At 33.9% G+C, this 25,821-nt stretch carries 22 protein-coding genes, 1 pseudogene and 2 other annotated features; of the genes and pseudogenes, 4 read left to right on the forward strand and 19 right to left on the reverse strand.

Translation table 11 applies throughout. The features are described from left to right. Window positions 1-917 (forward strand): annotated as a pseudogene (locus ACFVRR_RS13185) (hypothetical protein); the annotation flags it as partial. Between the two features lie 278 nt (window positions 918-1,195). Here ACFVRR_RS13185 and pheT read toward each other — a convergent pair. The 3 genes from pheT to ACFVRR_RS13200 form a co-directional block, all read right to left on the reverse strand. Continuing rightward, window positions 1,196-3,610, reverse strand: coding sequence for a phenylalanine--tRNA ligase subunit beta (gene pheT / locus ACFVRR_RS13190; protein WP_387329073.1), 2,415 nt, complete (start codon window positions 3,608-3,610; stop codon window positions 1,196-1,198). Between the two features lie 19 nt (window positions 3,611-3,629). Beyond that, window positions 3,630-4,664 (reverse strand): phenylalanine--tRNA ligase subunit alpha, encoded by a 1,035-nt coding sequence (pheS, locus tag ACFVRR_RS13195; RefSeq protein WP_097979068.1) that lies wholly within the window; start codon window positions 4,662-4,664, stop codon window positions 3,630-3,632. A 56-nt stretch (window positions 4,665-4,720) separates the two neighbouring features. After that, window positions 4,721-4,967, reverse strand: a binding site (T-box leader). 129 nt (window positions 4,968-5,096) lie between these two features. Next, the gene (locus tag ACFVRR_RS13200; RefSeq protein ID WP_097979069.1) at window positions 5,097-5,846 is read right to left on the reverse strand and encodes a TrmH family RNA methyltransferase; all 750 of its coding nucleotides are present in this window, start codon (window positions 5,844-5,846) and stop codon (window positions 5,097-5,099) included. Between the two features lie 103 nt (window positions 5,847-5,949). On the opposite strand from ACFVRR_RS13200, the gene sspI reads away from it, so the two are divergent. Beyond that, window positions 5,950-6,159: a small acid-soluble spore protein SspI gene (gene sspI / locus ACFVRR_RS13205; protein WP_097979070.1), complete on the forward strand. Its 210-nt coding sequence runs from the start codon at window positions 5,950-5,952 to the stop codon at window positions 6,157-6,159. A gap of 57 nt (window positions 6,160-6,216) precedes the next feature. Here sspI and ACFVRR_RS13210 read toward each other — a convergent pair whose 3' ends face one another. From ACFVRR_RS13210 to ACFVRR_RS13220, 3 genes are all read right to left on the reverse strand, one after another. Next, complete coding sequence (locus tag ACFVRR_RS13210) at window positions 6,217-7,956, reverse strand: glycine betaine ABC transporter substrate-binding protein (protein WP_387329077.1); 1,740 nt, start codon at window positions 7,954-7,956, stop codon at window positions 6,217-6,219. Window positions 7,957-7,960: 4 nt separating this feature from the next. Then, entirely contained in the window at window positions 7,961-9,163 is a 1,203-nt protein-coding gene (locus ACFVRR_RS13215; protein ID WP_387329080.1) for a quaternary amine ABC transporter ATP-binding protein, read from the reverse strand. Window positions 9,164-9,791: 628 nt separating this feature from the next. After that, entirely contained in the window at window positions 9,792-10,883 is a 1,092-nt protein-coding gene (locus ACFVRR_RS13220) for a M42 family metallopeptidase (RefSeq protein ID WP_387329082.1), read from the reverse strand. 202 nt (window positions 10,884-11,085) lie between these two features. Between ACFVRR_RS13220 and ACFVRR_RS13225 the strand changes: the two genes are divergently transcribed. Further along, window positions 11,086-12,156 carry a nitric oxide synthase oxygenase gene (locus ACFVRR_RS13225; RefSeq protein WP_387329084.1) on the forward strand — a complete coding sequence of 357 codons (1,071 nt, stop codon included), beginning with the start codon at window positions 11,086-11,088 and terminating at the stop codon, window positions 12,154-12,156. A 128-nt stretch (window positions 12,157-12,284) separates the two neighbouring features. After that, on the forward strand, window positions 12,285-13,106 hold the full coding sequence (locus tag ACFVRR_RS13230; protein ID WP_387329087.1) for an MBL fold metallo-hydrolase: 822 nt from the start codon (window positions 12,285-12,287) through the stop codon (window positions 13,104-13,106). A gap of 182 nt (window positions 13,107-13,288) precedes the next feature. Here ACFVRR_RS13230 and rplT read toward each other — a convergent pair whose 3' ends face one another. The 13 genes from rplT to polA all read right to left on the reverse strand — a co-directional run bounded on the left by rplT (window position 13,289) and on the right by polA (window position 25,747). Further along, window positions 13,289-13,645 (reverse strand): 50S ribosomal protein L20, encoded by a 357-nt coding sequence (gene rplT, locus ACFVRR_RS13235; RefSeq protein WP_025568430.1) that lies wholly within the window; start codon window positions 13,643-13,645, stop codon window positions 13,289-13,291. A gap of 42 nt (window positions 13,646-13,687) precedes the next feature. Then, window positions 13,688-13,888 (reverse strand): 50S ribosomal protein L35, encoded by a 201-nt coding sequence (gene rpmI, locus ACFVRR_RS13240; protein WP_025568429.1) that lies wholly within the window; start codon window positions 13,886-13,888, stop codon window positions 13,688-13,690. Window positions 13,889-13,911: 23 nt separating this feature from the next. Continuing rightward, window positions 13,912-14,415: a translation initiation factor IF-3 gene (gene infC, locus ACFVRR_RS13245; protein ID WP_069034593.1), complete on the reverse strand. Its 504-nt coding sequence runs from the start codon at window positions 14,413-14,415 to the stop codon at window positions 13,912-13,914. A 74-nt stretch (window positions 14,416-14,489) separates the two neighbouring features. Further along, window positions 14,490-14,617 (reverse strand) — a sequence feature (ribosomal protein L20 leader region). Window positions 14,618-14,749: 132 nt separating this feature from the next. After that, complete coding sequence (gene ytxC, locus ACFVRR_RS13250; protein ID WP_097979076.1) at window positions 14,750-15,583, reverse strand: sporulation protein YtxC; 834 nt, start codon at window positions 15,581-15,583, stop codon at window positions 14,750-14,752. 111 nt (window positions 15,584-15,694) lie between these two features. Further along, window positions 15,695-16,630, reverse strand: coding sequence for a primosomal protein DnaI (dnaI, locus tag ACFVRR_RS13255; RefSeq protein ID WP_387329093.1), 936 nt, complete (start codon window positions 16,628-16,630; stop codon window positions 15,695-15,697). A 14-nt stretch (window positions 16,631-16,644) separates the two neighbouring features. Continuing rightward, window positions 16,645-18,075: a replication initiation and membrane attachment family protein gene (locus ACFVRR_RS13260; RefSeq protein ID WP_387329096.1), complete on the reverse strand. Its 1,431-nt coding sequence runs from the start codon at window positions 18,073-18,075 to the stop codon at window positions 16,645-16,647. 36 nt (window positions 18,076-18,111) lie between these two features. Then, window positions 18,112-18,582 (reverse strand): transcriptional regulator NrdR, encoded by a 471-nt coding sequence (nrdR, locus tag ACFVRR_RS13265; protein ID WP_025568424.1) that lies wholly within the window; start codon window positions 18,580-18,582, stop codon window positions 18,112-18,114. A 326-nt stretch (window positions 18,583-18,908) separates the two neighbouring features. Then, the gene (speD, locus tag ACFVRR_RS13270) at window positions 18,909-19,295 is read right to left on the reverse strand and encodes an adenosylmethionine decarboxylase (protein ID WP_088013420.1); all 387 of its coding nucleotides are present in this window, start codon (window positions 19,293-19,295) and stop codon (window positions 18,909-18,911) included. 486 nt (window positions 19,296-19,781) lie between these two features. Then, window positions 19,782-20,801 carry a glyceraldehyde-3-phosphate dehydrogenase gene (locus tag ACFVRR_RS13275; protein ID WP_029715263.1) on the reverse strand — a complete coding sequence of 340 codons (1,020 nt, stop codon included), beginning with the start codon at window positions 20,799-20,801 and terminating at the stop codon, window positions 19,782-19,784. A gap of 92 nt (window positions 20,802-20,893) precedes the next feature. Continuing rightward, window positions 20,894-21,490 carry a dephospho-CoA kinase gene (coaE, locus tag ACFVRR_RS13280; protein ID WP_387329101.1) on the reverse strand — a complete coding sequence of 199 codons (597 nt, stop codon included), beginning with the start codon at window positions 21,488-21,490 and terminating at the stop codon, window positions 20,894-20,896. A 76-nt stretch (window positions 21,491-21,566) separates the two neighbouring features. Beyond that, complete coding sequence (gene ytaF, locus ACFVRR_RS13285; RefSeq protein ID WP_097979080.1) at window positions 21,567-22,211, reverse strand: sporulation membrane protein YtaF; 645 nt, start codon at window positions 22,209-22,211, stop codon at window positions 21,567-21,569. A 58-nt stretch (window positions 22,212-22,269) separates the two neighbouring features. Then, window positions 22,270-23,103, reverse strand: a complete 834-nt coding sequence (gene mutM, locus ACFVRR_RS13290) for a DNA-formamidopyrimidine glycosylase (protein ID WP_387329105.1) — start codon at window positions 23,101-23,103, stop codon at window positions 22,270-22,272. Window positions 23,104-23,122: 19 nt separating this feature from the next. Beyond that, window positions 23,123-25,747, reverse strand: coding sequence for a DNA polymerase I (gene polA, locus ACFVRR_RS13295; protein ID WP_387329108.1), 2,625 nt, complete (start codon window positions 25,745-25,747; stop codon window positions 23,123-23,125). Window positions 25,748-25,821: the final 74 nt, after the last annotated feature.

Genomic DNA, 25,821 nt, shown 5'->3' on the forward strand with positions numbered 1-25,821 from the left:
ATACTGGTACTACTGGTGAAAGAGGTGCTACTGGTGCTACCGGACCTACTGGACCGACTGGTACTACTGGTACTACTGGTGAAAGAGGTGCTACTGGTGCTACTGGACCTACTGGACCAACTGGTACTACTGGTACTACTGGTGAAAGAGGTGCTACTGGTGCTACTGGACCTACTGGACCGACTGGTAATACTGGTACTACTGGTGAAAGAGGTGCTACCGGACCTACTGGACCGACTGGTACTACTGGTACTACTGGTACTACTGGTACTACTGGTACTACTGGTGAAAGAGGTGCTACTGGTGCTACCGGACCTACTGGACCGACTGGTACTACTGGTACTACTGGTGAAAGAGGTGCTACTGGCGCTACTGGACCTACTGGACCGACTGGTAATACTGGTACTACTGGTGTAACCGGTGCTACTGGCCCAACAGGCCAATGTGGTTGTAATCCTATGTATGCAAGTTTTTACAATACTAATTCTCAAGGTAATATACCAACAAATACACCAGTAGCCTTTAATAATGTGGGACTTAATTCTGGAGATTTCGCCCTGATTGGAGGAACTACAATTACAGTAATGAGCACTGGAGACTATTTAATTAACTACAGTGTTATTTTTAGAAATATGGGTGGTACAGGCTCACAACCAGTTGAAGGGGCTTATGCAATATTCAGTGGTTTAACTCCGATCTTTACAATTGTTCAAGGTAGTGAATTTGGAGCAGGTGTAGATCTCCCTAATAGTCCAATGACAAATTTACAAATTAATGGCGAGGTAATGGTACATTTCACAGCTGGTGAACAATTCCAGCTTAGAAATATTGGTGCTACTCCTGACCATTTAGCAAACAGCGTTGATGGCGCAATGGTAAACAGTGCTGCATTAAACATCGTTAGACTAGATATTTAGTGATTCAATAAGAGTGTGATTAATGATATTAACTTAATTATCTGATTAATAACCCTTCGATAGTAGACAGTAAAAGCTAGACCAGTCTACAATGAAGGGTTTTTTATTTTATATTATAAAAAGGTAATCTTACTGCTTCACCTGCATCTAGGTTTTGGACAGTTGTATAAAAACATAGGCAATTCCAGGTATAGCGCACCAGTAGCTACACAAACAAAAAAAACCAAATTCTTTAAAAAAAGAACTTGGTTTTTTTCAATGCGATTATTTAAATTTATTTACCCACGTAATTGAGCATTATGTGTTTCTTCTACAGCTTTTAATACTTTTGAATGAGCTTTAGTTACTTCTTCATCCGTTAAAGTACGTTCTGGATCGAAATATGTTAATGAGAAGGCTACTGATTTTTTACCAGCTTCCATCTTATCACCTTCGTATAAATCAAAGATTGTAGCATCCTTTAGAAGTCTTCCACCCGTTGAACGAATTGTAGATAGAATATCACCAGCAAATACTTTCGAATCAACTACTAATGCCATATCTCGGTTCATTGATGGGAAACGAGGAATTGCATTGTATAAAATATCATCAAATTCAGTATTTAATAGCTTTTCAAGAGATAATTGGAATACATATGTTTCTTTAAGATCCCACTCTTTTTGAGTAACAGGATGAACTTGACCGATAAAACCAATTTCTTCTCCATTTAATAAAATACTTGCTGTACGTCCTGGGTGTAATTCTTCTTTCTTAGCAGCAAGATAAGTTATTTTATTTGATAAACCTAATTCATTAAATAAACCGTCTAAAATACCTTTTACAACATAGAAATCCACAGCCTTTTTCTCGCCTTGCCATGCATGTTGCAACCATAAACCTGTTAACGCTCCTGCTAAATATTCTTCTTCATGAGGAAGCTCGTTCTTTTCCTTTGTTAAGAATACAGAGCCCGTTTCAAATAGTTGAACATTTTCTTCTTTACGTGCAACATTGTATGCAATAGCATCTAATAAATGTGGTACTAAACTGAAACGTAGCTCACTGCGTTCTTCACTCATAGGTAATGCTAAACGAACAGGTTCTGCATCTACTGTTTCTAATGCAAAGCGTTTAACTTTATTATTGCTTGTTAGAGAGTAAGTTACAGCTTCGTAAAGACCTGCATGCTGTAAATACTGACGAATTTTTCTACGTTTTGCTTGATAAGGTGTTAATTGTCCACGACTAGCAACACCTGTTGGTAATGTAGCAGGAATATGATCATAGCCATATAGTCTTCCTACTTCTTCAACTAAATCTTCTTCTATTGAAAGATCACCACGACGACTTGGAACAGTAATTGTAAATACTTCACCATTCCCGGTAGCTTCTAATCTTAAGCGACGGAAAATATCTTTTACTGTCTCAGCATCAATTGATGTACCAAGTACACCATTAATTTTACTTACAGAAACTGATACTTTTTTAGCATCTTCAACTAAATTGTCAGCAATTACAGAACCTTCTATAATTGTTCCACCAGCTAGTTCAGCCATTAACTGAGCAGCACGTTCAGAAGCAGGGAATGTACGAGAAGCATCAATACCTTTTTCAAAACGAGCACTTGAATCACTACGTAAGCCTAGGTCTTTTGAAGTTTGGCGAACACTTTGGCCTCTGAAAACAGCTGATTCAATTAAAACGTCTACAGTTTCAACATCAACTTCAGTACTTTGACCACCCATTACACCTGCAACTGCTACCGCTTCTTTTTCTGTTGCGATGACTAAATTATGTGGCTGTAATGTGCGTTCTTCACCATCAAGTGTAACAATCTTTTCGTTTTCTTTCGCATGACGAACGATAATTTGATTACTATTTAATTTATTAAAATCAAACGCGTGTAATGGTTGACCATATTCAATTAAAATATAGTTCGTAATATCAACCACATTATTAATCGGACGAATACCAGCGCTCATTAAACGAGCTTGCATCCATAATGGTGAAGGACCAATTTTTACACCTTTCACTAATTTAGCACTATAATATGGTGCATCTTCTTTTGATTCAATTGAAACTGAAACATAATCAGCAGTTGTAGCTGATTGAGCGCTTATCGCTGGAAGTTTCACATCACGATCTAAAATTGCAGCTACCTCATAGGCAACACCAATCATATTTAAGCAATCAGCACGGTTTGGTGTTAATCCAAGTTCTAATACTGCATCATCACGATAAAGTACGTCTAATGCATCTGCTCCTACTTCAGCATCACTTGGTAAAACAAAAATGCCATTTGAGAATTCTTTTGCAACTACTTTGCCTTCAATTCCTAATTCTTGAAGAGAGCAAATCATTCCTTCAGAAACTTCTCCACGTAATTTAGCTTTTTTAATTTTGAAATTCCCCGGTAAAACAGCGCCTACCTTTGCCACGATCACTTTTTGACCTTTAGCAACATTCGGTGCGCCACAAATAATTTGTACTGGTTGTTCTTCTCCAACATCAACAGTACATTTTGATAATTTATCTGCCTCTGGATGTTGTTCACGTTCCATTACATAACCAACAACAACATTTTTAATTCCTTCTGAAAGATGATCAACACCTTCAACTTCAATACCTGCTTTTGTTATTAATTTTGCAAGTTCGTCTGGTGTAACACCACTTAAATCAACGTATTCTTGTAACCATTTTGTTGATACAAACATGTTTTAGTCCCCTCCTACCTTACATTTGTTGGAATTGCTTTAAGAATCTTATATCGTTCGTATAGAAATGACGAATATCATCAATACCATATTTTAATAATGCAATACGTTCTGGACCCATACCGAAAGCAAATCCTTGAACTTCTTTTGGATTATACCCAGCCATCTCAAGTACGTTAGGATGAACCATTCCCGCACCTAAAATTTCAATCCATCCAGTGTGTTTACACATGTTACAGCCTTTTCCTCCACATTTCATACAAGAAATATCCATTTCTACTGAAGGCTCAGTGAATGGGAAGAAGCTTGGGCGTAAGCGAATTTCACGATCTTCACCAAACATTTTTTTCGCAAAAAGTTGTAAAGTACCTTTTAAGTCACTCATTGAAATGTTTTCACCAATTACAAGACCTTCGATTTGCATAAATTGATGAGAATGTGTAGCATCATCGTCATCACGGCGATAAACCTTACCAGGACAAATTATTTTAATTGGACCTTTTTCCACGTTTGCTTCCATTGTTCTAGCTTGAACAGGTGAAGTATGAGTTCTCATTAATGTTTCTTCAGAAATATAAAATGAATCCTGCATATCACGTGCTGGATGACCTTTTGGTAAATTTAATGCTTCGAAATTATAATAATCTTTTTCTACTTCTGGACCTTCTGCGATTTCATATCCCATTCCAATAAATAAATCTTCAATTTCTTGAATAACCGCTCTTAATGGATGAGCTCCACCTGCATGAACTGGTCTTCCTGGAAGTGTTACGTCAATTGATTCACTTTCTAATTTTTCATTAATTGCATTTTGTTCTAATACAACTTGCTTTGCTTCAAGTTTTTCTTGGATTGCCGCACGTACTTCATTAGCTACAGCTCCCATTTTAGGGCGCTCTTCAGGAGTTAAATCCTTCATTGCTTTCATTGCCTCAGTAATCGGACCTTTTTTCCCTAGATAGGCAATTCTTATTTCATTTAATACTTTTAAATCTGTTGCTTCTTCTATTTGCTTAATCGCTTCTGATTGTAAAGAAACTAAACGCTCTTGCATGAATAATCCTCCTATTCAATTTCATAAATTTAAACATAAAAAAACCTCGCTCCCAAAAAAGGGACGAGGATTGATCGCGGTACCACCCTAATTAACAGTTATTATGTTACAAAAAACTAACTGCTCACTTCATTCATATAACGATCTACTTAGATAGACCGAGTCGCCTTTACATTTAAAAATGGTCCCGGCGCTAGCTCAAGAGGTGAATTCAATTTGGTCTACTATAAAAGTGCTTACAGTCTACGGCACCTTTTCCCTAAATAGAGATTCAAATTTACTATTCTCTGTCATTGCTTTTTATGTATTAAATTTTCTTAATTAATTATATTGATTTTTTTCAATTAATGCAACTGCTCAACATAATTATTTACTAAATGATTGAATCATTTTTACTGACCTAGAATGCTCAAATTAGGCTTCTATTATTTTTTACAGACTATACATTAGAATCCCTGCTGCAATACCAACGTTTAATGATTCAGCTTTACCGTAAATCGGTATATATAGATTTTCATCAGTTAATGAAAGTAATGTTGAATTCACACCTTTACCTTCATTTCCTACAATAATGGCAAAACGATTTGTAACGTTTACTTCATTAAATGGTTTTGCATTTTGAAGAGATGTTCCGTAAACAGTTAATCCTTTATCTTTTAAATTAGAAACTGCTTCAACTAAATCACCACGTAATATTGGTAAATGGAATAATGATCCTTGCGTGGATCGAATTGTTTTAGCATTATATAGGTCACTTGTACCCGAACCTAAAATAACCCCATCAAAACCAGCCGCATCCGCTGTTCGAATCATTGTTCCAACATTCCCTGGATCTTGAACTTCATCAATTAATAATAATTTTGACACTTTCTCAAAATCAATTCTAACAAAAGAAAATTCAATAATTGCAAAAATACCTTGAGATGTTTCTGTTTCGCTTAATTCCTTGCTAACCTCTTTAGATATATACGTAATTTCAAATGACCCTGTCGAAAAATTAGAAGGTAAGTCAATCTCTTCACTAATTAATAAATGAAGAATCGGTGCATCTTGCTTAATTGCCTCCTCGACTAAGTGAAAACCTTCTACGATATATTGTTTAGCTTTATCTCTTCCTTTTTTAGTATGTAGCTTTTTCCAAGCCTTTACAGAATTATTTTGTATGGAATCAATTTGTTTCATAAGTTTCCTTTACCTTTCATCGTATCTCATATGAGTTTATCATACATAAAATCGTTTCCGTTTACAAATACTACATAAAGCTTAATATGAAAGGAGAATCCAAATGAATTTTAATATTCGCGGAGCAGTTCTTCACAATATTTCAGGTAATAAAAGTGATCAATTAGAAGCAACAATTGTAGATGCTATTCAAAGTGGTGAAGAAAAAGTATTACCAGGTTTAGGTGTACTTCTCGAAGTTTTTTGGAATCACGCTTCTGAAAATCAAAAGCATGAACTACTTACAGTTTTAGAAAATGGAGTAAGCCACTAAACTAATCTGTTAAAAACATAGAAAAGGACTAACTTTTCGTTAGTCCTTTTATTTTGATTATTTCGTTTTGCCTTTTAAATCCTCGATCGAATTAATCTTCATATATTCTGGTACGACTAAGCCTAATTTTGTCCCTTTTAAATTCGGTCCAAGATCAACCAATTGTTTTTTATACTCATTCATATAATCTTGATGAGTTGTCGGAAGCCAAGCTGCGACCATTGCATCTGCACTTCCATCTGAGATACCAGCAAACATCGGTCCTGCCTCAACCTGTTTTAATGTTACGTCATAGCCTTGGTTTTCAAGTACTTTTCCAATCACATTTGTACTGGCAACTTCAGATTCCCATGAAACATAAACGAGACTAATTTTTTCGCCATTTCCTTTTGTAGAATCCTTCGTCCAATTATTTACTTGATCTTGATGCTTTTTAATCCATTTCGTCGCTGCATTCTCAGGTTTCGCACCTTCTTGAATATCACTCATCACTTCTTCCATATCAGAAGGTTTCCATGAAAAGTTATCTAAAATCTTGTACGCACCAGGAGAGTCTTCTTTTAATCCTTTTCTAACCACTGTATGAATTTCTTCATCCTTACCAAATGACCCTTTTGGATCTTCTAAATACTTTAATTTATATTTTGAAAACATCCAGTGGGGTGTCCATCCTGTAACGATTATAGGTTCTTTATTTTCATACGCTTTTTTCAATTCAGCAGTCATCGCAGCTGAAGATCCTTCTTTTAAAGTCCAATCCTTTAAATCGTAATCCTTCATCGCTTTTTCAGTTGCTTTCATTAACCCAGCTCCTGGATCAATTCCGGTAATCTCAAAATTAACCCCGGCACCTATTTTATTTGAAGCTGTTTTTTGATCTTTGCCACCTGCAAAGGCAACTGAAATGGCCGAAATACAAAAGATTAATACAGTAAATCCATAAACATATTTTTTTGCAAATTTTTTCCCATAAGCAGGTTGACGAAGATTTTGAGAAATTCGATCCAGAATAATTGCTACGATAACAATTGATATTCCTGCCTCGAATCCTTCCCCTACCTTAATCTGGGTTACAGCTCGATAAACCTCTGCACCTAATCCTGGAGCACCTACTAGTGATGAAATAACTACCATTGATAATGCAAGCATAATACTTTGATTTATACCAGCTAAAATGGTAGGTGCTGCTAAAGGTAGCTGTACTTTAAAGAGTCTTTGCCACGTTGTTGATCCAAAAGCGTTAGATGCCTCTATTAAATCATTTGGAACCTCTCGTATACCTAAATTGGTTAATCGTATTGTTGGTGGAATTGCAAAAATGACAGAAGCTAAAATACCAGGAACTACACCAATTCCGAAAAAGAGTATTGCTGGAATTAAATAGACAAATGCTGGCATTGTTTGCATAAAGTCTAGTATTGGTGTAATCACTTGTTTCACTCGATCGTTTTGAGACGTCCAAATCCCTAAAGGAATTCCAATTACAACCGTTATAACGATTGATGATAAGATCAATGCTAACGAATCAACTGTAGCATCCCAAAGTCCAAGATTATCGATTAATAACAAGCCAAGTAACGTAAACAGTCCAACTGTCCACCTACTTGTATAAAAAGCAAGTAATGAAATTAATATGATTAGAATAATAGATGGGCCAATTCCTAAAACTTTAACAAGGTTATTTAAAAGGGTTTCTGTGATGTTGGTTATTGCGCCAAATAGAGGATGGAAAGTTTTAATGATTAAATCGACAATTTTATCAATCCATTCTGCTAATGGAATTTTTGGAATACCCATATGTTTAACCTCCCTTTATATTTAAATCGTCTGTTTTACCCGCTAAAGCACCGATTACTGCTCCACGGATAATGACACCTTTTAATCGATCATTTTTATCTATAACTGCTAATGGTAGTTCAGAAGTTGCAAGTGCTCCAATTACATCTGTTAATAAAGTATCTTCATAAACAGACACAATTTCCTTCTGCATAGCTTCCTCTACCGATTTATTTTTAATAAGAGCATTTGAAGCATCATCAGCAGTAATTGCTCCAAGTAGCTTTTGTCTACGATCAACCACAAATATACTTGAATATCCTTGGTCTCTCATTACTTGTAAAGCTACACGTGGTCCACGGTCAGGCGTAATTCTTTCAGCACGCTTCTGCACATGAGCCGCCGTTAATACTTTTGATAGATCTACATCTTCTACAAATCGTTCAACATATTCATTGGCTGGATTTACCATAATCTCCTCAGGAGAACCAATTTGCATTATGTTACCATCTTTCATAAGAGCAATCCTGTCTCCAATACGAAGGGCTTCATCAAGGTCATGTGTAATAAATATAATCGTTTTTTTCATCGTCTCTTGCAGTTCTAATAATTCGTCCTGCATATCTTTACGAATTAATGGATCGAGCGCACTAAATGCTTCATCCATTAATAAAATATCCGTGTCACTTGTTAGTGCCCTTGCAAGGCCAACACGTTGTTGCATACCACCACTTAATTGTGATGGGAACTGATGCTCATAACCTTTTAAGCCAACTATTTCTAATGACTTCAAAGCTTTTTCAGTTCTTTCTTCCTGTGAAATATTTTGTACTTCTAAACCATATTCCGTATTTTCAAGAATTGTCTTGTGTGGGAACAAAGCAAAATTTTGAAATACCATACTAATTTTTTTACGACGAACATCTCTTAACTGCTGAGGATTCATTTTTACAATGTCCTCATCATCGATCAAGATTTGCCCAGTAGTTGGTTCAATTAAACGATTAAGCATTCGAATCAAGGTCGATTTACCACTACCTGACAAACCCATTACTACAAAAATTTCTCCTGGGAATATTTCAAAGCTTGCATTATTTACCCCGATTGTTGAGTTTGTCTGCTCTAAAATTTGCTTTTTTGAATATCCCTTTTCTAGTAACTTTATGGCGTTTTTTGGAGACTTACCGAAAACCTTGGTTACGTTATTCACTTTAACTTTTGCTTTCATTAACTCACCTCAAAACTTATATTTATTTTGCTTCTTCATATAGTAAATAAGGATTCTCTCTATAAAAAAAATCAGCCAAGTACTAATTAAGTCTTGGCTCCTTAAGAAACTCCATTTACAAAATTGGAGTCTAAATTTTATTTATTAGCTTTAAAAATTCCCGTAAGAAACCATTTTTCAAACTCTATTTCCGAGTATCCTTATTTGAAAAGCGTGCATTCATGATAACAATAAGATGTGACAAAACTATTTCAAACTAGTTATAGGAATAATACAATTTGTTTCAGTTCGATAACGTTCAAGAAGAAAAAAGTGGGAAAATCAGGTTGGTTAGGTAAGTAGAAGAAGCGAAAAGACCTTAATAAATGAGGTTTTTTCAGAGATATGAAAATTACATACTCAGGTAAGATTCATGAGGATGTAAAAAAGCAAGATGGTGAGATTTAGTTACTCATAAGTGCTTCATGAGGTACTATAACCGCTAAATCTTGGTATTTAGTTACTCATAAGGGTTTCATGAGGTACTATAACCGCTAAATCTTGGTATTTAGTTACTCATATATGTTAGTAAACAAGTTCAATTTAAAACTACAAAAAAATCCCTCAATTAATGAGGGATTGATTTTTCTTAGTTATATGTTAAACGCTCTACTGTATCGCGATCTAATCGTTTGATTACTTCTACGATTAATTTTACGGTATTTTCATAGTCATCACGATGAAGGATACCAGAGTGAGAATGAATATATCTCGTTGGTATTGTGATTGCTAATGCTGGAACACCTTTCATAGTAAGATGCATTGAACCAGCGTCAGTTCCTCCGCCAGGCATGGATTCATATTGATATGGAATTCCAATTTCATCTGCAACATTTACTACAAATTCACGTAAATCTTTATGAGACACCATTGATGCATCATATAAAACGATTTGTGGGCCTTTGCCTAATTTACCTTGTGCTTCTCTTTCAGATACACCTGGCATGTCACCTGCAACACCGACATCTAATGCAAAACCGATATCTGGCTCAATTTTATATGTAGATGTTTTTGCTCCACGAAGTCCTACTTCTTCTTGTACTGTTCCAACTCCAAATACAATATTTGGATGTGTTTGGCCTTGTAATTGTTCTAAAACGTCAATTGCAATCGCACAACCGATACGGTTATCCCATGCTTTTGCTAATAATAATTTTTCATTTTTCATCGTTTGGAATTCAAAATACGGAACAACTTGGTCCCCAGGACGAACCCCAAATTCTAATGCCTCTTCTTTACTTGAAGCACCGATATCAATAAACATATCCTTAATATCTACTACTTTTCTTCTTGCTTCTGCACTCATAATATGAGGTGGTTTCGAACCAATAATACCTGTAATATTACCTTCTTTTGTTGAAATGGTAACACGCTGTGCAAGCATTACTTGTGACCACCAGCCACCAATTGTTTGAAAACGTAAAAATCCTTTGTCATCAATTTGTGTAACCATAAATCCAACTTCATCAAGATGTCCAGCAACTTCAATTCTTGGACCATTTGGGTCTCCGGTTTTAACTGCTATTAAGCTTCCTAAATTATCAGTTACAACCTCATCAGCAAGTGGTGTAATATATTTTCTCATTACTTCACGTGGTTCATGTTCAAATCCAGCTACGCCGTTTGCATCCGTTAATTCTTTTAACATTTGTAACTTTGCATCTAAAGTAGACAAACTCATCCATCCTTTTTTTAATTAAGATTATGTACATATAACATTATACAATTCGGGATTCCTTTTGACAAAATTTTTAGATAGTTCTTCAGCCCTCGTATTAAAACATATAAATTTTATATTAATTTTCTCCAAATTATTTGTGGGGTATAATAATGAAGCTTATAAATTATTACTAGTTTTTTAAATTAACCATTTGGAGATTAATATGATAACAACTTCCGCTTTATATAAAGAAGCATTTTCCTTTATATCACAATGCTATAAAGAACTCGATAAATCCGAACAAATAGAAAAACGATTAAAAAGTATCGAAGCTGAAATTCGAGATACTGGTGTTTACTCTCATACTTATGAGGAACTAGAGCACGGTGCAAAAATGGCGTGGCGCAATAGTAACCGCTGTATCGGTAGACTATTTTGGGATAAGCTTCATGTTTTAGATGCTCGCCATATTAACGATGATAAAAGTATAGAGCACGAAATATTGCATCATATAAGCTATGCTACAAATTCAGGTAAGATTCTACCTACAATTACAATTTTTAAACCAAATCTAGGAACAAATAATACTCTTAAAATCCATAATCACCAGTTGATCCGATATGCTGGCTACGAAACAGAAAATGGAATAATTGGAGACCCAAAATCGATCGAGTTTACAAAGGAATGTGAGAGTCTTGGTTGGAAAGGAAATGGTACTAATTTCGATATTTTGCCCATTGTTTATTCTTTAGACAATCATGAACCAAACTATTTTACGATCCCTAATGAAATCGTACTCGAAGTACCGATCGAGCATCCTGATTATGACTTTTCCCCTCTAAATACTAAATGGTATGCTGTTCCGATGATATCAGATATGACTCTAGAGATTGGTGGTATATCTTATAGTGCTGCCCCATTTAATGGATGGTATATGGGAACTGAAATCGGTGCTCGAAATTTTGCTGATGAATTTCGTTTCAATCTGTTGCCTAAAGTAGCAAAAATTATCGGTCAAGATACGAAAAGAAACAGTACACTTTGGAAAGATCGTGCGCTAGTTGAATTAAATATTGCCGTTTTATATTCATATAAAAAAAATGGTGTTAGTATTGTTGATCACCATTCTGCCGCACAGCAATTTCTTCAATTTGAAAAACAAGAAGAATCATGTGGCCGAGAGTTAACAGGTAATTGGAAGTGGCTAATTCCGCCTATGTCGCCTGCTACAACTCATGTCTTTCATAAACGATACGATGATACAACGCTTAAGCCAAATTTCTTTCCAAGATAGTCATTGTAAATAGTTATAACCTTAATGAACTGACACATTTGTAGTTAATTAATTAAGGTTTTTTCTATTATTTGATACAATATTAAGTATCAACATAATTTTCTAAAAATTATTAAAGGAGTAATTCAATGATTTTATTTCAAAATGACAATATTACAGTATTTCAAAGTGCATTATTTCAAACAAACTCAACCGTTGTAGCAACCGACGATTGTATCATTATTGTGGATCCAACTTGGTTACCTCATGAAATAAATGAGATAAAGGAATTTGTTGAATCAATTAAAAATGAACGACCAATTTATTTATACTTTACACATGGAGATTTTGATCACATTATAGGTTATTATGCTTTTCCTAATGCTAAGACTATTGGAAGCGAAAATTTACATAACCATCCTGAAAAAGATATTAAACTTTCAAAAATCCGTCAATTTTACAATGATAATTATATTAATCATGCCTGGCCAATACAATTTCCAAAAATTGATTTAATGATTAGTGAAGATGGTCAGGAAATAAAAATCGGGCAGACAACATTAAAATTTTATCATTCTCCTGGACATACGAAAGATGGTTTATTTCTTTATATTGAAAATTTAGGAATATGGGTTACAGGTGATTATTTATCTGATTTTGAACTTCCGATTGTATTTGATAGTGTAAAAAGCTATTACAATACTTTAGATAAGGCAGAAGAACTAATTAATAAGTTTGAATTATCATTGTTAGTTCCAGGCCACGGTCAAGTTTCATCAAATAAAGAAGAGATTGCTACTCGAATTGAGCTAGGTAGAAGTTACTTAAAAAGACTTCAAAAAGCTATACAGAATAATAATGAGGCAGAAATAAATTCATTAGAAAAAGAGTTTTCATTTCCTTCTGGTTTCACAAAATATTGTCATGAATCAAACGTTAATAACATGAAAAAAGAATTTAGTTTCGTTTAAGAAATCTATTCAAATAAAGAAAACTTGCCGATTGGCAAGCCTTAAGGCGAAGACAGAGGTTTAGTTGCACTTATACTTTATTCCTAAAATTGGATACCACGTCGAATTAACTTCCTCGTTGCCAATTTATACTTTAAAGTGAAAAAAATCCTTAACAAATGTTAAGGATTTTTTAAACGAATTTATTTTAAGTTAGCTTTTGCAGCGTTTGCTAATTCAGCAAATGCTTTTTCGTCAGCAACAGCTAGGTCAGCTAACATTTTACGGTTAACTTCGATACCTGCTAATTTTAATCCGTGCATTAAACGGCTGTAAGAAAGTCCGTTCATACGAGCAGCCGCGTTGATACGAGTGATCCATAATTTACGGAAATCACGTTTCTTTTGACGACGGTCACGGTAAGCATACATTAATGATTTCATAACTTGTTGGTTTGCAACTTTGAATAATGTATGTTTAGAACCGTAATAACCTTTTGCTAATTTAATAACCTTTTTACGACGAGCGCGTGTAACTGTACCGCCTTTAACTCTTGGCATATTGTTTCCCTCCTAGATATCTATCTAATACGTTTATCGTTCTTATTTCATGTTTGTAAGCATAAAGCGGATACGTTTGAAATCGCCTTTGCTTACTAATGAAGCTTTACGTAATTTACGTTTTGCTTTTGTAGATTTGTTAGCGAATAAGTGGCTTGTGTATGCACGACCACGTTTTAATTTACCTGATCCAGTCTTTTTAAAACGTTTTGCTGAACCACGGTGAGTTTTCATTTTAGGCATATCGTGTTTCCTCCTCAAATAAATTACTTTTCGTTTTTAGGTGCTAAGACTAAGAACATACTACGACCGTCCATTTTTGGATGTGACTCAACAGTTGCAACTTCTGCACAAGCAGTTGAGAAACGATCAAGTACTCGTTGTCCAATTTCCTTATGCGTAATAGCGCGTCCTTTGAATCGAATAGACGCTTTAACTTTATCGCCTTTTTCTAAGAACTTAATTGCATTACGAAGCTTTGTGTTAAAGTCATGTTCATCAATTGTAGGACTTAAACGAACTTCTTTCATGCTAATAATTTTTTGGTTTTTACGGCTCTCTTTGTCTTTCTTTTGTTGCTCGAAACGGAATTTTCCGTAGTCCATAATTCGACATACAGGTGGTTTTGCCGTTGGTGCTACCATCACTAGATCAAGATTAACATTCGAAGCTAACTCAAGAGCCTCTTGTTTTGTCTTGATTCCAAGTTGATCTCCGTTAGGACCAATTAATCGAACTTCACGAGCACGAATTCCATCGTTTACCATCATGTCTTTGCTAATAGTAAAACACCTCCAAGGTATTGTAAGAATGATCTTAATTTGTATCGTTGAAGCAATCATAACCCAACAAAAAAGTGTGGGTATATAAATACACCCACACTGACAGTATCAAAGTAATTAATGATTCTGTTACCTGATAACAGCCTTGTAGCGTCATCCAGGTGAGAAGCGGGTGCTTCTTCTTCAACAAATAAGTATTCTTTTCTTTCGTTACTATAACATAGCGACATGATGTTGTCAATATACGTATGCTTTGTTTGCAACGAAATTTATTATATCAAAGAAACTTATTTATGACAATGCTTTTTTAAATTATAAATTTTCATTTCAATTTTTCCTGTGAAAACTCTTGTAATGTATGTATTAGGACTCGTTCTTGAAAGATATTTTGAAGTGTAATGATTAATGAAATATCGACTGATGAAGTGTATAAATGAATTCTTTTAGGTGCAATTGCCGTTAAGGGCAAAATTAATTCGTTATCAATATACTCTCTATTTTCCACTTGTTTGCCATATTCTTTTAATACATCTTTAGTAAGCGGTAAAAATAGATGATCATATACGCTAAATTTTCCGTCAAACACGATATGCACTTGAGGAATAAGCGCATCCGTTTTAAGTACCTGCTGTCTTAGATTCTCAATAAGATTCTGGTATTCGTTTTCTAATTTGTACTCATCTATTGCAATTTCACAAACATAAGCTAACTGCTTATAATATTCCTTCAAACGAAATGTAATAAAAGAATCAAAGCTAAAATTTACTCCATCTTTTAAGTACTCAGAAAGTGCATATGAAACTAAATTCTTACTTCGTCTAATTTTTTTCTGGTTTGGTATGCTTCTTCTAGTTCCTCTTAATAATGATTGTGCGATCGGTATGATTTGACTTTGCTCGTCTTCCTCATAGAAAAAAGATGTATGTAAAATGGATTGAATCCACTTATCTTCTTTTTGAAGTAAAATAAATTGTACTAGTGTCGGAACTAAAATACTTTTTATTAAATCTTCAGTGTTTTGAGGAAATGTGATTAAAATTGTATTGATTTTGTGTCTTCTTAAAATGTATGGTCTCGATTGCTTTTTTAAGCGTTTTTGTAATCGTTCGTAGACATAAGCTGCGTCAATGGGTTCATTGAAAAAAATTTCAATCACCCTGTTCCCCCCTTTCTAGCACCACCTAGTCCTATATATATTAAAGAAATAATTAAAAAATGACGCAAAATCACTTAGTAATTTGTGATTTTACGCCATTTTTTGATTTTTTTATGAATGTCTTAAATTTGAACCAGAAATTTTAACTGGTTTGGCTAAAAACTTAACACGATCTACAATACGTGCTGCTTTAACCCTTTCTTCTTCTCCACGTTGAGAATATGTTAAGTGATGCTCTAATTGATTTAAATCAGCATTAGATGTAAAGAAGGTAGGCAATTTTTCTAGCATGCGGTATTGCAGAATTGTACCTAATATTTCATCTCTTGCCCAACTAGACATTTGCTCTGCACCAATATCATCTAACATAAGAACTTCCACTTTTTTTACAACTTCAATTTTTTCCTCTAATGTGCCATCACTAATAGAGCTTTTTAGTTCTCGTAAAAATTCAGGTAAATATACGAGCATTGAAGTTATTTCTTCCTCTGCTAGTTCATTTGCTATAGCACCAAGAATAAACGTTTTTCCAACCCCAAACGGACCATGTAAATATAAACCTTGAGCCATTTTTCCTTTTTCATAATTCATAATAAACTGTCTAGCAGCAGAAATTGCTTCAAAACGTCCAGGGTCTTCTAAAGACAAGTTTGACATAGAAGCTTGAAGAACATCCTTTGGTAAGTACATACATTTTATTAATGACTCATGTTTTTTCCGTTTATCATTTTTCACACCATTCGGACAACGATCATATTGAACATCAATTCGTTTTCCTTGAATCATCAAATGAGGATGATAACCATGCACCATATTTTTACATTCATTAAAAGATGGGCAATCTTCACAATTTACACTTTGTCCAATATACTCATATAGCTTAACTAGGCTACTATCAATCATTTGATCCGTAATTTCATTTTTATGCTCAGCTAAAAATGAAATTATTTTTGGGTGACTACGGACTTCTTGTCGCATTTTTTGAAATGTGTCTTGGAATTGTTTATTTTTCATTAATGCACTAAATGCGTTTTGAATAGGTTCCATTAGCGTCCTCCCATTTAACGTTTCTTTTTATTTTTAAACATTTCTAGTTCTTTTTCTAATCGTTTTCGTTCTTCATCTATCGAAGAATCATTTTGGTTATTGATTGTTGCTGGTGCAGTCTGTGAATCATTCGACTCACTCGATTGAAGCCAGTCAGGTACAATCTCAGTTCGAATTGATTTATTTCGTCTATTACTTGAGCGAGTTTTAGCAGCAGTTGCACTCTGTTTAGTTTCTTCAAACTCTTTACGGGCAAGATCCATAGCCTGTTTAACGGTTGTTACTCCTTTTCTCGCCCAATGACTCGCTATCTTAATTACGTAATTTCTAGAAAGCTTTTTATCTAAACGAATCATTACATAGTCAATTAACACATTTGCGACTCCAGGTAGAAGCTTTTGATCAATCATAATCTCTTCGATAATTTTCAAATCAGCTTCACTTGGTTCAGCTCCACCCGATATCTCCTTTAGGTACCTGCGAGGAGAAATTGTTTCGAAGCAATGAATTAATTTTTCTTCTTGAGTTGATGGTTCCTCATTGCCCATTTGTCTATGCTGAATGGGTTGAACCTTTTCCACAATCGTAGGCAGAGCTTCATGATGTTGGAATTGATACCAGTCTCTTGCTTCAAGTCGAAGCGTCTCAATATTGATTTTATTATCTTCATTTAATGAGCGCATAACAATCGTTTTCATTTGAATTGGATTTATTCCATATAAAAATGCAAGTTTTAAAATCGTTTCCTTTACTTCTGTAGTAAATGCTCTTTTTGGAACAAAAGAATCAGAAAGTCCATCCAAAAATAACGCATAGTCAAACTCTTCCATTTTGACAGATATTTTAATTGGCTGATTGTCTTGTAAAATTCTACGATCATTTGACGTAGAAAGATCATTACTTTGCTGAATTTCATTTAATTGCTCAACTGTAATTGCTTGGAATACCGAATCAAATGAACGTGAAATCTCACGAAACCCTTCTTTCGAAAATGCCTGTCTACTAAAAAAGGTTTTAGTTCGTTGATATTGTGTTTTTCCAATTGTTTTAAACAGAAAGATATTTAGGATAGGGTCTTCGAAAAAAGAATGAGGATCTAGCGGAGATTGAAGCTCATATAGAAGCTTTTTTGTACTATTTTCAAATCCTTCATAAACTTTAAGTAAGCCAATTCCTTCAAGGATTAATCTTTGTTCATAAATTGATTTTAAATTACTTTTCATTCCAAGCATTAAAGAATGATGTGTTAACGTATTAGGATTAAGGTCCGTTTGTTCACATTCACTCCAAAGCGTCATATATAAACTTAAAGCTTGACTACCAATTATTGGTTGATACAACATCGTCAATACTTGCCTATGAAAATTATGTAAATACCCAGCTGCCATTACAGTATAAGGATCCGCAGGTAGAACATCCATCCAGTGTTGCTTATCAATAGACATTCAAACATTCCTTTCTTGTATCAAAAGAGCGAAGTATTATTCGTCTTTACCTCGCTCTTTGTTAATTAAATCTTTTAATTCATCAATGAATACATTAATATCTTTAAATTGACGATAAACTGACGCAAATCGTACGTATGCAACTTCATCTACTTTAGATAAATGCTCCATGACCATTTCACCTAGAACTTCACTCGGAACTTCTGATGTGCCACTATTTTTCAGTTCTTTTTCAATGCTATGAATAATATCTTCTAGCTGAGATAAAGAGACAGGGCGTTTTTCACACGCTTTGATCAGTCCCCTTAACATCTTATCTTTACTAAATTCCTCACGAGCTCCCTCTTTTTTTACAACTAAAATAGGATTATCTTCAACTCGCTCAAAAGTTGTAAAACGATGCTGACATTCTTCACATTCACGTCTTCTTCTAATTGAACGACCTTCATCTACTGGTCTACTATCAAGTACTCTTGTCCCATTAAAGTTACACGTTGGACATCTCATCGTTATAGTTCAACTCCAAACACTTAATTGTTTAAACGTACTATTATAACTCTATACTATAACAAATTCAAAATAAACTAAAGTTTATTTCTTAAAAGTCACAAAGCCTATTTTTCATGACCAATGAAATTTCATTATTTTATGTTAATGGAAATATTTTTCACTATGTAAAGCTAGTTCATTCTCCAGAAGGCTATTAAAAGCTAGATTGTTTAGACAATCTAATCCGCTAACCTTGAAGAAGCATTAAGCTAATCTATTTTTCGGGTATGGTAGTTTAGCAAAAACAAAAAAGAGAGATGAAAATTCACCTCTCTCAATTCTTTTTAGTTACCATTTACAACTTTTACATTATCAACTTGAATGGGACCCATTCCTCTTGGTAACTCAACGTTTTCGCGAGTATCAGCTTCTAAAGCTTCAGCGATAAAGTTTGCAGCTACATTCGGATCAATTCTATCACCGCAAGTGTAAACATCGATACTTGCATAACCATGCTCAGGAAAACTGTGAATAGTTAAGTGTGATTCTGAAATGATTACGACACCACTAACGCCATGAGGAGCGAACTTGTGAAAAGCAACTTCACGAACTTCTGCACCAGAGCGTAACGCAGCATCAACAAAAGTTTCCTCAATAAATTTCATATCATTTAATTTTTCTGTATTACAACCCCATAATTCTGAAATGACGTGACGACCCATAGTATCCATATTCATTTCCCCCTTAAAATAATTTGTCATGACTTCTATTGCGAAAGTATGATCAACTACCACGGGGGAAAGTTAGTCCAAAGAGGTCCTAACCCTTTAAGTAATTAGTTATACTTTTAGAAGTTCACGAAAGTTAGTATACTTTTTTTAAATTTGAATTGCAAGATAAATTTTATTTTTTTGTTATTTACTGAATTAATTGTGAAGAAAATAAGTCTAAAAGTGCGATAAATACATGTATAGCAAGGAAACAAGGGTACATATTTTTTTGGGGTTATATGTGGTTAAATATGTATTGTAAAGTGCGACTCTTGTAATGGAAATCAACGTTCTTCATTATTAGATATTAAGTCACGTATTACATTTAAGTATAGTCATAAATTCACATTTCTCATTAATGTGTTATACAACTTCAAAAAGACTAACCAGATAAACTAGTTAGTCTTTTGTATTCGTTTACAATTTTTTATAAGTACAATATTTTAATTAAACAGTTTCAAGCTTTTTTATTTTAGATGCAACGATTGACACTAAGTCAACTACGCGTCTTGAGTAGCCCCACTCATTATCATACCAAGCTAATACTTTAACTTTTGTACCATCGATTACCATTGTAGAAAGAGAATCGATAATTGCAGAGTGTGTATTTGTATTAAAATCAATTGATACTAATGGCTCGTTACAATATTCGATAATTCCGTGCATTGAACCTTTAGAAGCTGTTTCAAATACTTCATTAATTTCTTCAACAGTTACTTCTCTCTTTAAGTCAACAACTAAGTCAACAAGTGATACGTTTGGAGTAGGAACACGTAAAGCCATACCATGTAACTTACCATTTAAATGTGGAAGTACTTTAGATAATGCTTTTGCTGCACCTGTAGTTGTTGGAATAATTGATTGACTGCAAGCACGTGCACGACGTAAATCTTTATGTGGATTATCAATATTTTTTTGATCATTTGTAAATGAGTGAACAGTTGTCATTAATCCATTAACAATTCCAAATTGCTCATCTAATACTTTTACAACTGGCGCTAAACAGTTAGTTGTACAAGATGCGTTTGAAATAATGTGATGATTTTCTAGGTCTAATTTATCATCATTTACGCCAATTACTACTGTGATATCTTCATTTTTACCAGGTGCTGTTAAAATTACTTTTTGAGCTCCAGCAGTAATGTGCATTTTTGCTTTTTCAGCATCATTAAATTTTCCTGTTGCTTCAATAACTATATCAACATTAAGCTCGTTCCATGGAAGTAACTCAGGATTTCTTTCACTAATTAATTCCACACGCTTACCATCAACGATTAAATGATCTGCATTTGCAATTACTTCACCATCAAACTTGCCATGAACTGTATCATATTTAATTAAGTGCGCTAAAGTTTCAGAAGGATAACTTGCATTAATTGCAACGATATTATAATCTCCATTTTTAATTGCTTGACGGAAAACCATGCGTCCAATTCGACCAAATCCATTTATTGCTACATTTACCATAAGTAAACCCCCAATTAAGTTATACTGTTTATTATATCCCTGCAATTAGTATAACACATAAGTTGAATTTTGGTTAAACTATTTACATTATTTTACGAAATAATTTTATTTAATAGGTCTTTAACCTGTCTTTTTGTATCCTCAAAGTCACCATTGTTATCTATTACATAGTCAGCTCGTGCTGCTTTTTCTTTAACTGGTATTTGAGACGCAATACGTAAAAGTGCATCCTCTTTCGATAAACCATTACGATTCATCAAACGCTTTAGTTGATTTTCTTCCGACACTGTCACTACAATTACTTTTTCCACTAATTCAATTGAGTTACCCTCATATAAAAGAGGGATATCTAAAATAACCAGTGGTTCACCTTCTTTTATGTATCGATCAGCTTGTTCTTTCATTTCACGTCTTACTTCTGGATGTACTATTTCATTAAGTTGTAAGCGCTTTTCTTTATTATTAAAAATAATACTTCCGAGAATTGGTCGATTAATTTCACCAGAATTTAAAAGAACCTCACTTCCGAAAGCCTCAACAATTTTTTTATATGCAGGTTGTCCAATTTCAACCACTTCTTTTGCAATTACGTCTGCATCAACAATTGGAACATTTAATTCCTTTAAGTAATTGGAAACTGTACTTTTTCCACTTGCAATGCTACCAGTTAATCCAAAAATTTTACCCATCTTTTATTCTCCTTACACTAGATAAAGAGGACCAAATGGAATAAATCCATTCGGATACACTCTTTCATTATTTTTATTACATCTTCATTAATCCAATTAATATTAAAAAAACACCTGGTAAAAAGGTTAACTTTTGAAGCCACAATGTTTTCGATAACACATTTCCTAATTTCATACCAAATAATAAGAATAAAGCACTTGCAGTAGATGTTACGATTGCCGTCAATAGCGGAGAAAATCCAAGTAATGATGCACCTATACCAGCCCCAAAGGCATCAAGTGAAAGTGCAAACCCAAGTAACATCGCTTCCAATCCATTAATACTACCTGAACGATCTATGTCTGCAGTTGTAGGCTTCTTTAAAATTTTTACGACAACACCTAGAATCTCAAATTCCCAGTCAATCCCTTTATCTTCTATCTCATTCTTTTCTTCTATATTTGATCCTTTATTTGATCGGTAAAATTGAAAAAGTACCCATAATCCTATACATACAAGTACAAATCCTCCGATTCTTTTTGCTATTATCGGTGAAAAAAAGTCTGTAATTGCATGCCCAATCCCCATGGATGTCATTAATATGATCCCTGAACAAGCTGCAATTGTAATGATTGATTTTAAAGGAATTTTTACTTTTCGAAGTCCATAAGTAAACCCAACACTGCAACTATCTAAGCTTAGTGCGCATGCTAGTAGTATTAATGATAGCATATTTACCATAAAAATAGGCCCCTCTCTTTCGTACTCTTGATATAGTATGAAAGAAAGGAACCTTATGTTAATTTTTTTTAGGCTGACAGACCGGGCAAAAAGAAGTACCTCTGCCACCAACTTTTATTTTTTCTATTGGTTGGCCGCAATTATGACACTCTAAACCCTTTCTACCATATACTTTAATGATATCTTGAAAAGTTCCTATTTGACCTTGTGAATTTACATAAGAACGAATTGTGCTTCCACCTAAATCCACAGCCTCTTGTAAAGTTGCTGTAATGGATTCGGCAAGTATTTTTATTTGTTTAGGCTTTAATGATGATGCAGGTGTTTCTGGATGAATCTTAGCCCTAAATAAAACCTCATCAACATAAATATTACCTAAACCGACTACTAATTCCTGATCTAATAAAACGACTTTAATTTTTCGGTTTGTATTTTCAAGCTTTTTTCTTAAATAATCAGCAGTAAATTCAGCAGAAAATGGCTCTGGACCTAATTTAGCAAGTGGTGGTCCTTCATTCTCCTCACCTTTAATAAATAAATGCATTGTGCCAAATTTACGAACATCTTGATACCTAAGTTCTGTTCCATCTTCGAATAGGAATCGAACATGAGTATGAGGTGCTACAGGTTCTTCCGCTGGGAACACGCGAAATTTCCCTTCCATTCTTAAATGTGAAACAAGTGTAAAATCACTTAATTGAAATAGTAGAAACTTACCTCGACGATTTATATTATCTACTGTTTGACCTTTTAGTAAAATCTGAAACTCATCTACTTCATTCGGTTTCTTTATTATTTTTCCCCATGAAACGATTACTGTTGAGATTGTTTTCCCAACGATTAAATCAAGTAAAGTTCGTCTGACCGTTTCAACTTCTGGTAATTCAGGCATACAAAGTCATCCTATCTATTTATTTTGCTTCAAACCAAGATTCTCCAAAATTATAATCAACCTTTAATGGCACTACTAGCTCGACTGCATGTTCCATTACTTCTGTTACGATTTTTTCTAAAATTGCTAATTCTTCTTTTGGAGCTTCTAATATTAATTCATCATGTACTTGTAAAATTAATTTTGCCTGAAGTTTTTCTGCTTTAAGACGCTCATCTAATAAAATCATAGCCTTTTTAATAATATCTGCAGCACTACCTTGAATTGGGGTATTCATCGCTGTTCTTTCAGCAAATCCACGAACATTAAAGTTTGAGCTTGAAATTTCAGGAATATAACGACGTCTATTTAAGATTGTACTTACAAATCCATCTAGTTTAGCCTTTTGAACAATATCTGACATATAATCTTTTACTTTTGGAAAACTAGCAAAGTACTTTTCAATAAATATAGACGCTTCTTTTCTTGTAATACCTAACCCTTGTGATAATCCATAATCACTAATTCCGTATACGATCCCAAAGTTAACAGCTTTTGCTTGTCTTCTCATATTACTTGTAACCTCATCAGAACTAACATGGAAAACATCCATTGCAGTCTTTGTATGAACATCGAAGTCATTTTTAAATGCATCCATTAAATTATCGTCTTGTGCTATATGAGCTAATACCCTTAATTCAATTTGAGAATAATCGGCAGCAAAGATCAGCCAGTCTTTTTTAGATGCGACAAAAGCTTTTCTAATTTTTCTACCTTCTTCTAAACGAATAGGAATGTTTTGCAGGTTAGGATCAATTGAACTTAAACGACCAGTTTGTGCTAATACTTGATTAAATCGTGTATGAACCTTGGAATCTGATTCATTTATCACTTTTAATAAACCTTCTACATATGTAGAATTTAATTTCCCAACTTGGCGATAGTGAAGAATTGATCGAATGATTTCATGTTCGGCCTCTAATTTTTCAAGTACATCAGCAGAAGTCGAATAACCAGTTTTTGTTTTTTTACCAGATGGTAAATTTAACTTTTCAAATAATATAACACCTAATTGCTTTGGTGAATTAATATTGAATTTTTCTCCGGCTAACTCATAAATACTCTCTTCAAGCTCTTTTAAGGTATTAGCTAGTTCTGAACCCATCGTACGAAGAGTCTCTTCTCTAACTGTTACTCCTTCAAATTCCATATCACCTAAAATAAATGTTAAAGGTAATTCTAATTCTGTTAGTAGTTCAAATTGACTATTTTTTCGCAAGTGTTCTTCTAAAGTATCTTTTAATTTGCTAATAGCAATTGTTTTACGAACAATATATTCAGATAAAACTTCATCTGATGGCTTAGATTGCTTTGCACCCTTACCATAAATCGTTTCTGCAGTTTGAATTGAAAAATCTATTTTACCATTTACAATATCAGCAAATTCTTTATTAGACTGGGCAGGGTCATATATATATGAAGCAAGTAACGGGTCGAAATTAACACCATTTAAATTAATTCCTCTCCACTTCAGTGCAACATAAGCGCCTTTTGCATCATATACATTCTTATTAACACGCTCATCCTCGAGCCATTTTTTAAATAAATCCGAATCTAAGCCAACAGCTGTCGGGATAAAGTAATGACCTTTTTCATTAGAAAGACCAAATCCTTGAATTTCTTCTGTATGATAATTTTCTCCGATCATCTCAACGATTAAGCTTGAATGATTCGCTAAATGTTTCTCCTCTATTGCATCTAGTACTTCATAGTTAATCTCTTCTAGATCTTCAATCGATTCTTTGATGTCCAATTTAGCTAATAATGATGTAAATCCAAGAGATTTAAAAAATTCCGCAACTTTATTCGTATCAGCTTCTGGAAGTGTTGTGTCATTTACCGTTAATTCAATTGGTGAGTTTTTATTAATTGTCGCCAATTGTTTACTCATTAAGGCTTGATCTTTATTTTCACTTAAATTTTGAAGAAGCTTTGCTCCACTTACTTCCTCTATATTTTCATAAAGACCTTCTACAGTTTGAAACTGCTTTAAAAGTTTAATTGCAGTCTTTTCCCCAATACCTGGAACTCCAGGAATATTATCAGATTTATCACCCATTAATCCTTTCATATCAATAATTTGATCAGGTGTAATCTCATACTTTTCATGAATTGCTGCAGGAGTATATTCTTCAACTTCAGTAATACCCTTTTTAGTCATACTAACTGTAATACGATCATCAACTAGCTGTAATAAATCACGATCACCTGAGATGACCTTTACTTCATATTCATCTTTAGAAGCTTGACCTGCAAGTGTACCAATAATGTCATCCGCTTCATAATTCTCTAATTCATAACGTGCAATTCCGTATGTATCTAATAGCTGGCGAACAAGTGGAAACTGTTCACTTAACTCTGGTGGAGTCTTTTGTCTTCCACCTTTATATTCTTTAAATGTACTATGTCTAAATGTTGTTTTCCCTGCATCAAATGCAACAAGCATATGAGTCGGTTTTTCATCTTCAAGAATTTTCATTAACATCATTGTAAATCCATAAATTGCATTCGTATGTACACCTTTATCGTTACTCAAAAGAGGCAATGCAAAGAAAGCTCTATAGGCAATACTATTCCCATCAATTAAAACCAATTTCTTCTTCAAAATAGATCCCCTTCCTATTACAAATCTCATTATCTTTTTATGTATTAATTTTATTTGGTTACTTTTTCAAAATT

It is taken from the genome of Gottfriedia sp. NPDC057948, assembly GCF_042887255.1.
Lineage (GTDB): Bacteria > Bacillota > Bacilli > Bacillales > Bacillaceae_G > Gottfriedia.